The organism is Candidatus Caldatribacterium sp. (assembly GCA_014359405.1).
GTDB lineage: Bacteria > Atribacterota > Atribacteria > Atribacterales > Caldatribacteriaceae > Caldatribacterium > Caldatribacterium oleiphilum.
In genome coordinates this window covers 4,864-19,745 of the sequence record JACIZN010000022.1, presented here as the reverse complement: position 1 = coordinate 19,745, position 14,882 = coordinate 4,864, and the positions used below count along the sequence as shown (strand labels likewise).

Genomic DNA, 14,882 nt, shown 5'->3' with positions numbered 1-14,882 from the left:
CCAACAGCAAGCATCCCCTCGAAAACTCTGGGCTCCTTCACCACCACGCTCCCCACGACAATCCGGGAAACTCCCGCCTCAAGGTACCGGCGAAAGACCTCAAGGGTCCGTATTCCTCCGCCCACCTCGACAGGAATACGAACATTCTTTGCGATTCTTGCAATGTGCGGGAAATTCTCAGGTTTTCCTGATCGGGCTCCCTCAAGGTCCACCACGTGGAGCATCGGAGCTCCCTCATCTTCCCAGCGCTTTGCCACCGAGAGGGGATCGGTGTGGTAGACCTCAAGGTGGCGGTAGTCGCCTTTGGTGAGGCGCACCACCTGCCCGGCAAAGAGGTCAATGGCTGGAATAAGAAGCATTGCTGTCGATGCTCCTCACCCAGTTCTCGAGGAACTTCATGCCCCAGGTTGCGCTCTTTTCGGGGTGAAACTGGACCCCCCAGAGGTTTCCCACGTTGACCACAACCGGTATCGTCACGTTGTAGTTGCAAATACCCACCACACAGGACTCATCCTCAGGAATGGCATAGAAGGAATGGGCAAAATAGAAAAAGCGCCCCTGAGGGATGTTCTCGGTGAGCGGGGTCTGCCGCTTGAAGTAAATCCGATTCCAGCCCATGTGGGGAATCTTCGTCGTCGGAGGAAGTTTTCGGACCTCCCCGGGGATGAGGCAGAGGCCCTTTTTCTTCGGAGCTTCCTGGCTCCGCTCGAAAAGAAGCTGCAGCCCAAGACAAATCCCAAGAATCGGTTTCCCATCCTCAAAGGCCTGGCGGATGAGCGGAACAAGCTGGTTCTTCTCCAGGTTCTCCATGGCTTCTCCGAAAGACCCAACACCGGGAAGGATGATGGCCTCCGCAGCTTCAAGGCGGATAGGATCGCTCGTTACCTCAACGGTTTTCCCCAAGCGTTCCAGAGCCTTGGAAACGCTGCGGAGATTGCCGATTCCGTAATCCACAATGGCGATCATGTCCACCCTCTCCTACAGAATTCCCTTAGTCGACAAAAGCGCATCGCCCACAATCTGCGTTGCCTCATGGAGCGCCCTTCCAATGGCCTTGAACAACGCTTCAGACGCATGGTGTGCGCTCTTCCCCCACCATATTTTAGCATGGAGCGTGAGACGTGCGGAAGAGGTAAAGGCCCGGAGAAAATCCTCAAGGAGCACTATTTCAAAATCCCCCACCCTGACTTCGGGGGAAAAGGGGACATCGTACACGAGGTACGGACGGCCGCTTAAGTCAAGGACCGCCATGCTCAGCGCGTCGTCCATGGGAACAAAGGCCGTACCGAACCGCCGAATGCCCTTTTTGTCCCCAAGGCACGCACCGAGGGCCTCCCCAAGGACAATCCCCACATCCTCCACCACATGGTGGCTATCGACCCGGTCTTCGTCCCCTTCTGCCCGAAGCGAGAGATCCCACCCCGCGTGAAAGGCCAAAGCCTCAAGAAGGTGCGGGAAAAAGGGGACGTTCAGGGAAATGGCCACATGACGCTCCCCCTCAAGCCGAAGGGAAACCTCAACATCTGTCTCCTTTGTGGTTCGCCGAAGACTCGCCTCTCGAGCCAGAACTCACCACCCCTTCCTATTCTACAATCCCCAGAGAAATTTTCCAAGGACTCTTTCCCCCCACCCCCCTCCTGTGCTAAACTCAAGAAAGGATTGGGGGGTACCAAGGCATGGCAAGAAACGACATCAACTATTTTTTTGGCATCGGAAACCTTACAAAGGATCCCGAGCTCCGCTACACCCCTCAGGGGACACCGGTATGCCGCTTCCGCATGGCCATGAACCGACGCTACCAGGGTAAAAGCGGCCCGGTTGAGGAAGTGACGTACATTACCGTTGCTGCGTGGGCGAAACTCGCAGAACTCTGTGCCCGCTACCTCCACAAGGGAAGCCGAGTGGCCGTGGTGGGGTCCCTTCGCTCGAGCTCCTGGGAGGACCGGAACGGAGGGAAACGGACCTCCTACGAAATCCGCGCCGAGAACATCCAGTTCCTCAGCGCCCCTAAGGGGGCACTCGCAAGCGATGAAGAGGTTATCGCCTTCTCACCGGAAATCGATGTGGAAAACTTTGCCACCTTCGCGGGTGAGGAAAGCGAAGAGCCCCTTGGAGACTTCGAAGACATCCCACTTGATAGCGATGAAGCCGCTCCCGAAGATATTCCTTTTTAGCGTTCTCCTTTTTGCTCTCTTTTTAGGGAACTCCGCTAAAGCCCAGATCGCTGTGACTGTTGATGGCGAGCGGATCCAAAGCGGAGCACACCTTGTGACACGGGACGGTACACCCTACATCGCCGTTGAGGACCTCTTCAAGGACATCGGAGGCATAGCGTACTACTCCCCCATCATGAAGAAGGTAAACCTCAAGTACGGAAGGCTCTCCTGGGTTCTCTCTCTCGATAAGGGGGTGGCGGTCTCCGATGGAAAGGAAATTCCCCTGGATGGAAAGGTCTTTGTGGAGAACAACAAGGTGTACGTCTCCTTAGAGGTCCTCGCGGATCTCTTCGGTTTTCGGGTGACGCAGAAAGCCCCCGAAACCCCTTCTCCTTCACCTCAAGAAGCGCAAACGCCCTCACCTCGAAAAGGCCTTCCCACCCTTTTGAGGGTTCGCTTTGCCTCGTATGATCAGGAAATGCGCACCCGCATCACCTTCGATTTCCAGGGAGGCGTACCTCCCTTCACCTTTCGGGTCGACCGGGCACAAAACGTCGTTCTGGTTGCCTTCCGAAACTGCACCCTTGGCGACGTTTCCCCCTCCTTCCCCATCAACGACGCCCGGATAGGAACGCTGACTCTCAGGGAGGAAGAGGGAGGAGTTCGAGTCACCATTCCCTTCAAAGGAACCATCCAGGTTCAGGAAGGAAGGCTCGACGGAGCCAATCCACGGGCGTACTTTGATCTTTTGAGCCTTGTGGAGATCACCGAAGAGAGCCCGGCTCCCCCATCTCCTTCCCCATCCCCTCGCCCAAGACCGTCTCCTTCTCCTGTGGTAACCCCAAGCTCATCTCTTGAAACCATTGACCGGAAAGTCGTCGTTCTTGACCCGGGGCACGGGGGGAGTGATCCAGGATGCGTCCACAACGGGTACCAGGAGAAGACGATTGTTCTTGCCATCGCCCAGAGAGTCAAAAGCCTTCTTGAGTCCCGGGGGTACAGGGTGTACATGACCCGGGAAAGCGACACCTACCCCAGCCTCGACGACCGCTATAACCTTGCCAACGGCAAGAATCCCTTTGTCTTCGTGAGCATCCACTGCAACGCTTCACCGAACCCAAAGGCAAGTGGTGTCGAGGTCTTTGTGGGCGGGAGCAAACCCCGCGGTGAAGGGGCTCTTGACGTGGCCACAAGAGAAAACGCCGCCTTTCTTGCCGAACAGAGCTCAGTTCTCGAAAACTCAAGTAAGCTCAACTCCGTTTACACTTCAGCGTACTACCTGAAAAGCCGTGAGGCCAGCGCAAAGCTTGCGGAACTCGTGGTTCAGGAGGTGTCAAAAAGCGCAGGACTTCCCCCCCGAGGGGTGAAAGAAGCGCCCCTTGTGGTCCTGGGGCACATGTTCTACCCCGCCTGTCTTGTGGAGGTTGGCTTTTTGAGCAATCCAACTGAGGCAAAGAAGCTCGCCTCCTCTTCTTTCCAGGAACGCATTGCGAAAGGCATTGCCGACGCCATAGAAGCCTTTGCCAAAAGCCCTGAACTTGCAAAACTCCTGGGAGGGTAGCGATGGAGGAATTCCGACACCGGAGGAAGAAGAAGCGGAAAAAGCGTTCCTTCTCCTGGCAGGCGCTTCTTTACATTCTCCTTGGAGTGCTCCTCTTTTTCGGGGTGGTGTACGGCGGGGAGCTTCTTCTTCGGATTCTCCGTCCCTCTCCATCGCCCACACCCCGTCCAACAGGAGTTGTAATACCTCAGGAGGGAACCATGGATGTCGTTTTGTACTTTGCAAACGCCGATTTCACCGCCTTAGTGGAAGAAAAGCGGCGCGTTGTGAAAGACGAGCGCTGGATGGAGCGGGTCGTTGAAGAACTCCTCAAAGGACCGGAGGACAAAAACCTCTTCAGCGCCATCCCCAACGGAACAAGGCTCAATGCGGTCTTCGTGGAGGGGAACACAGCCTATGTCGACCTGAGCCCTGAGATGGCCAGGAACCAGTCCGGAGGGACATCCCAGGAGTTCTTGAGCGTCTACGCCATTGTGGACACCCTCACCGCCTTCCCGGGTATTGAGCAGGTGAAAATCCTCATCGACGGGAAAGAAACGCAGACCCTCTGCGGCCACATCGACATCTCTGAGCCTTTGCGAAGGGATGAACGAATCATTGCCAAAGTTCAGTAGTTTCCGGGAACTCGGGGAATACCTGAAAGAAGCAAAGGGGAGGACATTGATGCGGAGCGATGGGCGAAAACCAGATGAACTCCGACCGATAAGCATCGTTCGGAATTACTTAAAGTACGCCGAGGGGTCCGTGTTCATCGAGGCGGGGAACAACCGCATCGTCTGCGCAATCTCGATGGAGGACCGGGTACCTCAGTTCCTCCGCAACACCGGCCAGGGCTGGATCACCGCCGAGTACGCCATGCTCCCCCGGGCCACAACGACCCGCAACATTCGCGACGCCGTGAAGGGGCAAATCGGAGGAAGAACCCACGAGATCCAGCGCCTCATCGGCCGGGCCCTGCGCTCAGTCGTTAACCTCGAGAAGCTCGGTGAAAGGACGATCCTTGTGGACTGCGACGTCATCCAGGCCGACGGAGGCACACGTACTCTGGCCATCACCGGCTCTTTCATCGCCCTCGTTGACGCGCTCTGGCGTTTCCTCGATGAGGGCACGCTCCCTGAGCGGGGCATCGTCCGGGACTACCTCGCTGCGGTGAGTGTCGGCATCGTCAATGGAGAAATGCTCCTTGACCTGAACTTCGAGGAAGATTCGATTGCCCAGGTCGATATGAACATCGTCATGACGGGGAGCGGGAAACTCGTGGAGGTCCAGGGGACAGCAGAAAAAGAACCCTTCTCCCGGGACACTTTGAATGCTCTTCTTGACCTTGCCCAGAAAGGCATCCAGGAAATCCTTGTTCTGGAGCGGAAGATTCTCGAGCGCGGCCTCCCATGAAAGAAACCGTGTACATTGTGACAAGAAATAAAGGAAAACTCGTCGAAATACGGGGCATCCTCACCCCCTTCGGTATTGAAGCAAAGAGCATCTACGAAATTGCCGACCTCGGAGAGATTGCAGAAACCGGGAAGACCTACCTTGAGAATGCCCTCCTGAAGGCGCGGACCGGATTCGAAAGGACAGGGCTTCTTTCCGTCGGAGAAGATTCAGGGCTTGAGGTTGATGCCTTAGGGGGACTGCCAGGGCTGTACTCGGCTCGCTTTGGGGGACCAGGGCTTTCGCAAAAGGAGCGCATCCTCCTTCTTCTTGAGCGCCTTCGGGGCGTTCCCCGGGAAAGGCGAACCGCCCGGTTCATCTGCGTTGCGGCCGTTGTTGGACCCTGGGGGGAAAGGGTCTTTGAGGGGGTCTGCGAAGGATACATCGCCGAAGAACCCCGGGGCGATAAGGGGTTCGGGTACGACCCGGTATTCGTGTACCCACCCTTTGAGAAAACCTTTGCCCAGCTCGGCGCAGAATTGAAAAACCGCGTAAGCCACCGGGCCCAGGCCTTCAGGAAACTCGCCCAGTTCCTCCGCGAGGGCTCTTAACTCAAAAACCACTTAAAGCCTCCTACAGGTGTTTATTTTCTCTGGCAAGCACGCTTGTGTTAAAATTACGACAAGTCTCCACTTTCTCGAGGAGGGATGAAAGTGCCAGAAGTAACGAAGAAAATCACCCATTACGAGCAACTCCTCAACGGCATATGGTCCTCGTCTATCAAGTATCTTGGAGCCTTCTCCGTCCAGCTACTCATAGAACGAGTTGTGTTTGACGTTGCTGCAGAGTACCGAGAGATAGAACTCATGAGATGGAACGAAAAAGGAATATCGTGCAACGAAATAGCAGAAGCCCTTAAAGACAGACCCGATTTCCCCATTGACGACATGTTTACACGATTCATTACCAAGTACGTGGAAATCCTCGCAAAACTTGTAGGAAGCGAAAAGGCAGAAAAGATACTTGAAAGGATCAAGAGTGAGCTTGGCAAGGAGGCGTAAGGATTATGGAGAGGCTCCGGACTGGCATTGAAAATCTTGATAGAATCCTCCACGGCGGGATACCTCTGTACTCACTGAACATCGTCTCGGGTAGCCCGGGGAGCGGGAAGACCATTCTGGTTCAAAACATCGTCTTCAACAACGTCAAGAATGGCCTGCGGTGCCTGTACATGACCACTATATCGGAATCTCAACTGAAGCTGGTACGACACCTCCAGGAATTCCGGTTCTTCTCGGATGATTTCATTGGCGAAAGGTTCATCTATGACGATTTGGGAACATTCATACGCAAGGAGGGGTCCGTAAGAGCTCTCGAGTACATTATGGAAGTGGTGAGAAAGCATCGGCCCAACATCCTGGTTATTGACAGCTTTAAAGTCATACGGGATATGTTCAACGACGAGAAAGCCTTTAAGACCTTTGTTTTCGACCTTGCAGCATCGCTCTCGGTATGGGAGGTTACCGTTTTCCTCGTAGGTGAGTACAGAGAAGAGGAAACCAACACACTCAGCGAGTTCGCTATTGCCGACGGCATCTTTCACCTCTATGGGCAGGAGGAAAAGCGATTCCAGAAGAGATACCTGCGCATACTCAAGCTGCGGGGCACAGACTTCGAGCGGGGAGAACACCTCTTCGAAATTACACCGGCAGGGATAGTAGTCTACCCGAGGACGAAACCAGAAACAGAGAAGCTCACCTATGCAGCATTGCAAGACAAAAAGCCCTTTGGCATACCGGAACTCGACGAGATGCTGGACGGCGGCTTACGGAAAGGCACGGTGACACTCCTTTCCGGGGGTACGGGAACGGGCAAGACCACTTTTGCTCTCAAATTCCTCCTCGAAGGGGCTGTCAGCGGTGAAAGGGGACTCTTCATCTCTTTCGAGGAGTCTCCCAATCAGCTTATGCACAACGCTTCGCAGCTTGGCTGGGATCTGAGCAGATACGTACAGAAGGGCACAATTACTCTGCAGTTCGTCTCCCCTATAGAGCTGGATGTAGATAAGCATATCCTCGCACTTATGGAAACCATAGAAAAGAGCGACATAGAGCGGTTGGTACTCGACAGCATCTCGTCCTTCGAAAGCAGTGTCATCGACTTACAGAAGTACAAGGATTACCTCTGGGCATTGACACAGACATTGAAAGCACAGGGTGTCACAAGTATATTCACGGTTCTCACAGAGGACCTCTTCTCCCCATTGGTAGTGACAAAAACTCAGACATCCCTCCTTGCGGACAACATCATAATCCTGAGGTATGTAGAGAAAAACTCAGCCATAAGGAAAGCACTCAGTATTCTCAAGGCCCGTGGAACTTGCCACAGCAGAGACCTTCGAGAGTACGAAATCACTCCTGGTGGGATAGAAATTCTGGGAAAACTTGATGCAGTAGACATGTTGCGGTGAGGTGTCGCTATGCCCACAAACATTTTGCTCAGCATACCGCTAAAGTACTGGCAGGATTTCCAAGATTCTCTTGTAAAAATCAGCAACATGAATATCTACGTATTTGACGCCAGCGGCAAACCTTTCTCTGCGTTCAGCCAGGATGTGGCAACGTGCCAAAGCGTTAACAAGGGTCGAGTAATCCAGGACGCAGAGTGCATGCGATTCTATCAGGAGGCGTTTACCACCGTACAGCAAGGCAGAGAGGGGAAGATATTCACATGTCCCTACGGCTGCAAACTCCACATCTGTTCCCTTGGATCCCACGCTCAGAAAATTGGTTACCTCGCGGTTCACCTTCCCACACCGGAAGCCATCAGCGACACCGGGAGCCAGAGGTACTACCTTATCCAAAGGATTTGCCAGATTGTCAACGAGACCCTGAAGGCGGTTATTGAGAAAACGGTTCTGGGACTGCAGAGACTCGAGCTCAGCAGCATCTATGAAATCAGTAACCTCCTAATCTCTACGGTTGAGCTTTCTAAAGTCGCGGAATTCATAACCAATTCACTCGTTATTCTCTACAACGTTGACATGGTAGCTCTGGGCCTCTATGAGAACGGCAGGATCAAAGTAATCCAGGCCACAGGTGAGTACAGGGACTCCCTTGTGGGACAAGAATGGTCCTTGGAAACCCCTCCACTGAGTGAGGCCTTCCTTAGAGGTGAACCACTGTCCATTGAAGCGAGAGACTTGAAACTTCCAAACGGAGTCAATCCATTGGGGAAAATCTCAACCAACAGGGTCATCATATATCCTCTCTATTCCTTCCTGGGCGTTGTTGGCCTTTTGCTCATCATATACTCTCCCCAGGAAACGACAATCGACCCCGGCAGCAGAAATTTCCAAATATATGCGAACTTCGCAGCTATAGCTCTGGCCAATGCGAGACTTGTGAGCCAACTGGAAAGAGAAGCCCAAACAGATTTCTTAACCGGGCTCTACAACAAGCGAATGCTGCTGAGCATCTTGAGCCATGAACTCGAAAAGAGCCGAAGATATGACACACCGCTTTCTCTTCTCTTCATAGACATTGACGACTTCAAGGCTTATAACGACGCCTATGGCCATGTTACTGGAGACATTGCCCTAAAGAAGCTGGCAGAAATCCTCAAAACATCAACGCGACAAGCTGACTTTGTGGGGCGTTACGGGGGAGAAGAATTCGTGGTTATTCTTCCCGGCGCAACCAAAAAAGGTGCCATTGCAGTTGCCGAAAAAATAAGAAAAGCTGTAGAACAAGCTGCATTTCCATTCCGAAAGATGACTGTAAGCATTGGGGTTGCCACCGCAACGGTAAACGACTTTGCCGATTCTCTCATAAACAGAGCCGATCGGTGTCTCTATCAGGCAAAGAGAGAGGGCAAAAACCGCACCTGCGCGGATTTCCCAGAGTAGTATAAAAGCTCTCAGCCCTAAAGAAACCTTGCAAAGAACACCACGCACGGGGCAACGCAGAGCGAGTGAAGCACCCCGCTCATCATCCCAAGAGGCGCAAGGCGCTTACTCACCCGAAAGAGAACCCCAAGGGTTGTATCCATGCTCGTTGCTCCACCAAGGGCAACCGCCGCCCATCCCCCAAACACCCGGTACACCCACGCAACGCCCACGAGGGTGAGAATCTCCCGAAAAACATTGGTGACGAAGGCAAAAAGCCCTAAAGAAGGATTCCCAAGGCGGGCAAGGAGCACCCCCGAAAGGGAGTACCAGCCAAACCCTGAGGTAACCGCAAGACTCTCGCCCAGGGTGAAAGAGGTGCAGAGGGCAAAGACGCCCGCTCCGGCAAGACTCCCTGCCATTGCTCCCAGGGGAAGGAAGAGCACCCGAAAGCCCAGATTCCGGGCTTCCCGGAAAGCCTCCTCATCCCTCCCCAGCTCCATGCCAATGCCAAAAAGAAGAACATAAAGCGCCGCATCCACCCACCTCTCGGGAAAGGGGAAGATGCCGAGAACCCCAAAGAGCATGCCAAGGACAAGGCTCACCACGATACCGAGAGTCATCGGGACTTCCTCCTCTCCAGGAGTCGCTCAAAGAGGGCAGCAAAAACCACTGCTCCCATTCCCGAAAGAAAAGCAAGAAAAAATGCCGAAAGGCCGATGGAAGAGAGCTTCGCTCGGGCAGTCTGGTCTGCCCCAAGGCGAGCTCCCATGGCGAAAATGAGCACGAAAAGACCGGCGTCCGTGAGCACCTTCCCCACCTTTCCCGCACGCGGCCTAAAGAGTCTTCCCACAAGGAACCCAAGTCCAAGAAGCAGAAAAAGATAGAAAATCACGGCGCACTCTCAAAGACCAAGCCCTCGTATTTTCTCAGGACATTTCTTCGCCAGCGCAGGAAAGCCTCTTCAACTTCTGCAAGGCGCGTTTCATCCCCCTCCTCAAGGAAAGCCCGAAGGAGGTCCTTGATTCTCTGGGCTTCCCGATCGGGGGGACGAAGGGACTCAACGGTGTACTTCGGAGGAAGCACTCCTTCCTCGATACCGGCAAGGATATCCCGAACCCTGTTGTGAAAGGTTACAACCGCCTCAAGGGATACCGCTCCCTGGAGCATCCCGGGAAGGAAAAAGGAAGCAATGCTGAAGGCCACAAGGGCAACACAGGCACCGTACGCAATACCCTCCCCCCAGCGCTTCCAGGAGAACACCGAGAATCCAGGAGCGATAATCCACCCAAGCCCCATACCTGCGAGGAGCCCCCCAACATGGGCCGCGTTGTCGATAGCCGGGACGGTGAAGCCAATGAGGAGGTTGATGAATATGAAGGGGAGAAGGCTCATGCCTAAGCGGTGGAGAGAGGTATTCCGGTACTTGAGGCCCCCGGAGAAGAGAAACCCCGCCAGACCAAAAATGGCCCCGCTTGCTCCCACGCCCACCTGTCGAAAGTTGACGAGAAAGGAGAGGAGACTTCCTGAAAGCCCCGAGAGCACGTACACGACGAAGAACTTCCGATACCCGTATATGCCCTCAACGAGCCTGCCGAGCTGAAAAAGGGCGTAGGTGTTGAAGAAGAGATGCCACACGTTCCCGTGGAGGAAAATGGAGATGAGGAGCCGCTGCCACTCCCCTGAGGCGACAAGCGGCCCGTACTTTGCCCCAAGACGCAAGAGGTTAGAAAGAGTAAAACCACCGCTTGCCACAGTGGCCACAAAGAACACAAGATTAAAGACGATGATTGGGTACAGCATCAGGAAACTCGACCCAGGGCCTCCTCGACCTCCCGCCGCAGAGCCTCATCTGTAGAGAGGTAGTGGTTGATTTCGCTTGAGAGCTTCACAAGGAGGTACAGCCAGTAGATGGCAAAGGTGATGATGCTCAGGATGATGAAGAGAATGATGCTCCGGCGCGGTATCCTGAACACCCGACCACCAAGACGAACACCGTGCTTATCCTCAAGGTACTGGTAGAGCTTATCCTTGAGGTCTGAGAGCTTCCCGGTGGAGCGGAAGATGTGATGGAGGTACACCGCAAGGAAAATGAACGCTAGGATGTTGAAGAGAATTGCGTACACCCCTGTGAAGAGCCCGATGAGGTAGAACACAAGGTACAGCCAGAACGGCCAGGTCTGCACCACGAATTCCTCGGTGCGGTTGGCAAAGAACCCGATTTCCCCCCGAAGCGGGTCCTCTAAGCGGTCCTTCAGGTTGAGGAAAACATCCCGGGTATTCGTGATGTTCCGGTTGATGGCCCGCGCCCACTGGTAGAGGACAAGGAGCTGGAAAATGGCGCCAAGGATGCCAAAAAGGGCCACCAGGGCCAGGGACCCCACCGCCGCACCGGCCTGGAGTTGCACTGCAGCCACAAGGCCGGCAAGGACAAAAATAACCGCAAGGATGACGAACACCACGGCAAGAACTGCAAGAGGCATGCTCGCCCGATCTTCCTCAAGGAACCTGGAAATGGCCATCCGTACTCCCTCCTTCCCTTTTCCTGCATTGTACCACAGTTTCTGCAGTCTATTCCCCTATGATTTTCACCAGAACCCGCTTGGGGCGCTTCCCGTCGAACTCCCCGTAGAAGACCTGCTCCCAGGGACCAAGATCGAGCCTCCCATCAGTCACGGCAATGACCACTTCCCGTCCCATGATGGTCCGCTTGAGATGCGCATCGGCATTGTCCTCTCCCACATTGTGACGGTACTGTTCGTAGGGCTTTTCCGGAGCGAGTTTCTCAAGCCATCGCTCGAAGTCCTCGTGGAGGCCCTCTTCGTCATCGTTCACGAAGACGCTTGCGGTGATGTGCATGGCGTTGCAGAGGAGGAGACCTTCCTTTATGCCGCTCTCGCGAAGGCATTCCTCAAGAAGGGGAGTGATGTTCACGAAGGCACGACGGGTGGGGGTATGGAACCAGAGTTCCTTCCGGTAGCTCCGCATGGGGCTCCTCCTTGCTCTGGCGGAGAGGGAGGGATTCGAACCCTCGAGGCGGTTTTTAGACCGCCTAATCGCTTAGCAGGCGATTGCCTTCAGCCACTCGGCCACCTCTCCGAGACATCCGTAGTATACCATGGACCTTCTTGCGCTTCAATACCCAGAGAGCTCATAGGCTCTCTCAAGAACCCGCTGCACTGCCACCCCATCCTCAAGGGTAGCCCCAAGAGAGGGTTTCCCAGCAAGGTGCAGGAGGAAATCATGGGCACAGGCAATGTGGGCTCGAACCCAGCCAATGGCAAATTTTCCGGGAATCCGGTTCGGATAGGGGTACTGGTGGACCGACTCAATGTGCTGGAACCCCCGCTCCCCACCGTAAGGGCCGGATGGGCGACGGGCATCGTACACAAGGAGGAAGTTCGGTTGCATCGAGTTGTAGCGGATGGCCCCTTCCATTCCCTCGATTTCCAGGCGAAGCTCATCGCAGCTTCCGGTGGCGAAACGGCTCGCCTCAAGGGTTACAGGGGCCCCACCAGGAAGAGAACCCAAAACTTCAGCCCAGTCGTCGACGAGAACCTCGACGAATTCCTCCCGAGAGGCGTCTTTTGGCCGCCGCTTCACGAAAGTTCTTGCCCGGGCACTTTCGACCGTGAAATCCCCAAGGAGGTACCGGACAAGATCAATCCCATGGGACCCGAGGTCTGCGAGAGCTCCACCGCCAGAGAGCTTCCTGTCAAGGCGCCAGCTCATGGGACGGAGGGGATCGTTGTACCCGGAGTGGAGGTACTGGACGCGAACCCGGGTAACCTCCCCAAGGAAACCGCTTTGGATGAGCTCCCGAGCCCGGAGAATGGCGGGAACGAAACGGTTCTGAAAGGCCATACCAAAGGGAACACCCCAGGCGGTGACGGCTTCCCGTATTTTTTCTGCCTCCTCCAAGCTCGAGGCCAAGGGCTTGTCGCAGTAAATGGCCTTTTTCGCCCGGGCTGCCTCAAAAACGACAGGGAGGTGCAGGGCATTTGGGGTTGCGACCACGATAACATCGATGTCCTCCCGGTGCACGAGCTCCTCAAAACGGGACGTCACAAAGGGAACCCCGGTTTCCTCCTGGGCTTTCCGGGCGGTATCCTCCCGGGAGGTGCAGATGCCGCGAATTTCGGGGATAAAGGGGAGATCGGCATAGTAAAAGGGGAGGGACGAAAAGGCAAGGGCGTGAATTCTTCCGATGAAGCCAAAACCAACGATGCCAATCCCGAGGCGCTCCATTCACTTCACCTCGAATTCCGGAGTGAGCATGTCAAGGCCGTGCATGTAGCGGCGGAGAACCTCAGGAACCACAACCGTCCCGTCCTCCTGCTGGTAGTTCTCAAGAATGGCCACGAGAGTCCTGCCTACTGCAAGGCCTGAGCCGTTCAGGGTGTGCACGTAGTGGAGCTTCCCGCTTTGAGAACGGAAGCGGATGTTCGCCCGCCGCGCCTGAAAATCCTCAAAGTTGCTGCACGAGGAAATCTCCCGATACCTCCCTTGAGAAGGAAGCCAGACCTCGATATCGTAGGTCTTTGCCGCGGCAAAACCGAGATCCCCGGTGCACAGCGTCACCACCCGGTAGGGAAGCCCGAGGAGTTCGAGGACTTCTTCTGCGTCCCGAACGAGCTCCTCAAGCTCATCGTAGGAGTGATCCGGGTGGACGAACTTCACGAGCTCCACCTTGTTGAACTGGTGCTGCCGAATGAGCCCCCGAACGTCCTTTCCGTAGGAGCCCGCTTCCCGCCTGAAACAGGCACTGTACGCCACGTAGTAGATGGGAAGGTCCTCCTCCTCAAGGATTTCATCGGCGTGGAGATTCGTCACCGGAACCTCTGCAGTCGGTATGAGGTGGAGATCGTCCTGGCAGTGGTAGAGGTCGTCAAAGAACTTGGGGAGCTGTCCCGTCCCAGTCATGGTCTTGGTGTTCACGAGAAAGGGTGGGAAGATTTCCTGGTACCCGTGCTTTAGGGTGTGGAGATCGAGCATGAAATTGATGAGCGCCCGCTCAAGGAGTGCCCCTTTCCCCTTGAGCACCGTGAAACGGGATGAGGCGATTTTGGCTCCCCGCTCGAAATCGAGAATGTTGAGAATCTCCCCGATTTCCCAGTGCGGCCGAGGGGGGAAATCGAACTCCCTCGGTTCCCCCCACCAGCGGACCTCGACGTTGTCCTCCTCACCCCTCCCAAAGGGGACGGTCTCGTGAGGGATGTTGGGGAGGAAAAGGAGCTTCTCCCTCCACCTCTCCTCGGTTTCCCGTAGCTCCTCCTCAAGGGAGTCCAGGCGGGTGGAGATTTCCTCACCCTCCCGGAGGAGATCCCCGGGGTCTTTACCCTCCCGTCTCAGCGCGCCAATGGCCTTCGCAATCTGGTTCTTTCTCTGCCTCAGCGAATCGGCCTCCTTCTGGAGGCTCCTCCGCTTCTCGTCAAGGGCAAAGAGTTCCTCAAGAATTTCCGTGCCCATGCCCCGCTTCCGCAGGGCTTCCTCCACTTCCTTTCTGTGCTCTCGAACCCACTTCCAGTCAAGCATCGTCCATCCTCCTACCCCTTGATGACTCCCAGAGGACGAGCGTAGGCCACCTTTTTGGAAATTCCTGCTTTTTCCACCACCTCGACGACTTCACCGACATCCTTGTACGCCTCGGGAATCTCCTCCCGGAGTGTGGCCTTGCTCTCCGCCATGACGAGGATGCCCCGCTTTTCGAGTTCTGCGGCAATGTCCCGACCCCGGGAGGTCCGATCGGCCTCCGAGCGGCTCATGACTCTCCCTGCCCCGTGGCAGGTGGACCCAAAGGTCTCTTGCATCGCAAGTTCCGTCCCCACAAGGATGTAGGACCCTGTGCCCATGTCCCCGGGAATGAGGACCGGCTGGCCAACGCCTCGGAAACGTTCCGGAACCGCGG

General features: G+C 55.3%; 18 protein-coding genes, 1 tRNA gene and 1 pseudogene (1 of these 20 running past the window's edge). 8 read left to right on the top strand and 12 right to left on the bottom strand.

Going from position 1 to position 14,882, the window contains the following annotated elements; genetic code table 11:
• The 3 genes from H5U36_02975 to hisB all read right to left on the bottom strand — a co-directional run.
• Positions 1 to 359 (bottom strand): tRNA-dihydrouridine synthase (locus tag H5U36_02975; GenBank protein ID MBC7217135.1); only part of this gene is annotated, 359 nt, incomplete at its 3' end.
• On the bottom strand, positions 337 to 966 hold the full coding sequence (gene hisH, locus H5U36_02970; protein MBC7217134.1) for an imidazole glycerol phosphate synthase subunit HisH: 630 nt from the start codon (positions 964 to 966) through the stop codon (positions 337 to 339). The genes hisH and H5U36_02975, both read right to left, overlap by 23 nt.
• A 12-nt stretch (positions 967 to 978) precedes the next feature.
• Complete coding sequence (gene hisB, locus H5U36_02965) at positions 979 to 1,566, bottom strand: imidazoleglycerol-phosphate dehydratase HisB (GenBank protein MBC7217133.1); 588 nt, start codon at positions 1,564 to 1,566, stop codon at positions 979 to 981.
• Positions 1,567 to 1,676: 110 nt separating this feature from the next.
• Here hisB and H5U36_02960 point away from each other — a divergent pair, with 110 nt between their 5' ends.
• From H5U36_02960 to H5U36_02925, 8 genes are all read left to right on the top strand, one after another.
• Positions 1,677 to 2,174, top strand: coding sequence for a single-stranded DNA-binding protein (locus tag H5U36_02960; protein MBC7217132.1), 498 nt, complete (start codon positions 1,677 to 1,679; stop codon positions 2,172 to 2,174).
• On the top strand, positions 2,143 to 3,717 hold the full coding sequence (locus H5U36_02955) for an N-acetylmuramoyl-L-alanine amidase (protein MBC7217131.1): 1,575 nt from the start codon (positions 2,143 to 2,145) through the stop codon (positions 3,715 to 3,717). The genes H5U36_02960 and H5U36_02955 overlap by 32 nt, the downstream gene beginning before the upstream one ends.
• A gap of 2 nt (positions 3,718 to 3,719) precedes the next feature.
• Positions 3,720 to 4,331 (top strand): GerMN domain-containing protein, encoded by a 612-nt coding sequence (locus tag H5U36_02950; GenBank protein ID MBC7217130.1) that lies wholly within the window; start codon positions 3,720 to 3,722, stop codon positions 4,329 to 4,331.
• A 49-nt stretch (positions 4,332 to 4,380) separates the two neighbouring features.
• Entirely contained in the window at positions 4,381 to 5,109 is a 729-nt protein-coding gene (rph, locus tag H5U36_02945; GenBank protein ID MBC7217129.1) for a ribonuclease PH, read from the top strand.
• Positions 5,106 to 5,699, top strand: coding sequence for an RdgB/HAM1 family non-canonical purine NTP pyrophosphatase (rdgB, locus tag H5U36_02940; protein MBC7217128.1), 594 nt, complete (start codon positions 5,106 to 5,108; stop codon positions 5,697 to 5,699). The genes rph and rdgB overlap by 4 nt, the downstream gene beginning before the upstream one ends.
• 96 nt (positions 5,700 to 5,795) lie before the next feature.
• Positions 5,796 to 6,149 (top strand): hypothetical protein, encoded by a 354-nt coding sequence (locus tag H5U36_02935; protein MBC7217127.1) that lies wholly within the window; start codon positions 5,796 to 5,798, stop codon positions 6,147 to 6,149.
• Positions 6,150 to 6,154: 5 nt separating this feature from the next.
• The gene (locus H5U36_02930; GenBank protein ID MBC7217126.1) at positions 6,155 to 7,558 is read left to right on the top strand and encodes an AAA family ATPase; all 1,404 of its coding nucleotides are present in this window, start codon (positions 6,155 to 6,157) and stop codon (positions 7,556 to 7,558) included.
• A 9-nt stretch (positions 7,559 to 7,567) separates the two neighbouring features.
• Complete coding sequence (locus H5U36_02925) at positions 7,568 to 8,995, top strand: diguanylate cyclase (GenBank protein ID MBC7217125.1); 1,428 nt, start codon at positions 7,568 to 7,570, stop codon at positions 8,993 to 8,995.
• 17 nt (positions 8,996 to 9,012) lie between these two features.
• On the opposite strand, the gene H5U36_02920 is transcribed toward H5U36_02925, so the two are convergent.
• The 9 genes and pseudogenes from H5U36_02920 to H5U36_02880 all read right to left on the bottom strand — a co-directional run.
• Complete coding sequence (locus H5U36_02920; protein ID MBC7217124.1) at positions 9,013 to 9,597, bottom strand: lysine exporter LysO family protein; 585 nt, start codon at positions 9,595 to 9,597, stop codon at positions 9,013 to 9,015.
• Positions 9,594 to 9,866 (bottom strand): LysO family transporter, encoded by a 273-nt coding sequence (locus H5U36_02915; protein MBC7217123.1) that lies wholly within the window; start codon positions 9,864 to 9,866, stop codon positions 9,594 to 9,596. The genes H5U36_02920 and H5U36_02915 overlap by 4 nt, the downstream gene beginning before the upstream one ends.
• A complete protein-coding gene (locus tag H5U36_02910; protein MBC7217122.1) occupies positions 9,866 to 10,777 on the bottom strand; it encodes a rhomboid family intramembrane serine protease in 912 nt (303 codons plus the stop codon). Before H5U36_02910 ends, H5U36_02915 begins: the two co-directional genes overlap by 1 nt.
• Entirely contained in the window at positions 10,777 to 11,496 is a 720-nt protein-coding gene (locus tag H5U36_02905; protein ID MBC7217121.1) for a DUF4234 domain-containing protein, read from the bottom strand. Before H5U36_02905 ends, H5U36_02910 begins: the two co-directional genes overlap by 1 nt.
• A gap of 49 nt (positions 11,497 to 11,545) precedes the next feature.
• Positions 11,546 to 11,962, bottom strand: coding sequence for a YjbQ family protein (locus H5U36_02900; protein ID MBC7217120.1), 417 nt, complete (start codon positions 11,960 to 11,962; stop codon positions 11,546 to 11,548).
• A gap of 17 nt (positions 11,963 to 11,979) precedes the next feature.
• A tRNA-Ser gene (locus tag H5U36_02895) sits at positions 11,980 to 12,073 on the bottom strand.
• 36 nt (positions 12,074 to 12,109) lie between these two features.
• Positions 12,110 to 13,222 carry a Gfo/Idh/MocA family oxidoreductase gene (locus H5U36_02890; protein ID MBC7217119.1) on the bottom strand — a complete coding sequence of 371 codons (1,113 nt, stop codon included), beginning with the start codon at positions 13,220 to 13,222 and terminating at the stop codon, positions 12,110 to 12,112.
• The gene (serS, locus tag H5U36_02885) at positions 13,223 to 14,509 is read right to left on the bottom strand and encodes a serine--tRNA ligase (GenBank protein MBC7217118.1); all 1,287 of its coding nucleotides are present in this window, start codon (positions 14,507 to 14,509) and stop codon (positions 13,223 to 13,225) included.
• A gap of 11 nt (positions 14,510 to 14,520) precedes the next feature.
• Positions 14,521 to 14,882: pseudogene (locus H5U36_02880) on the bottom strand (RtcB family protein) (it continues 1,086 nt past the right edge of the window).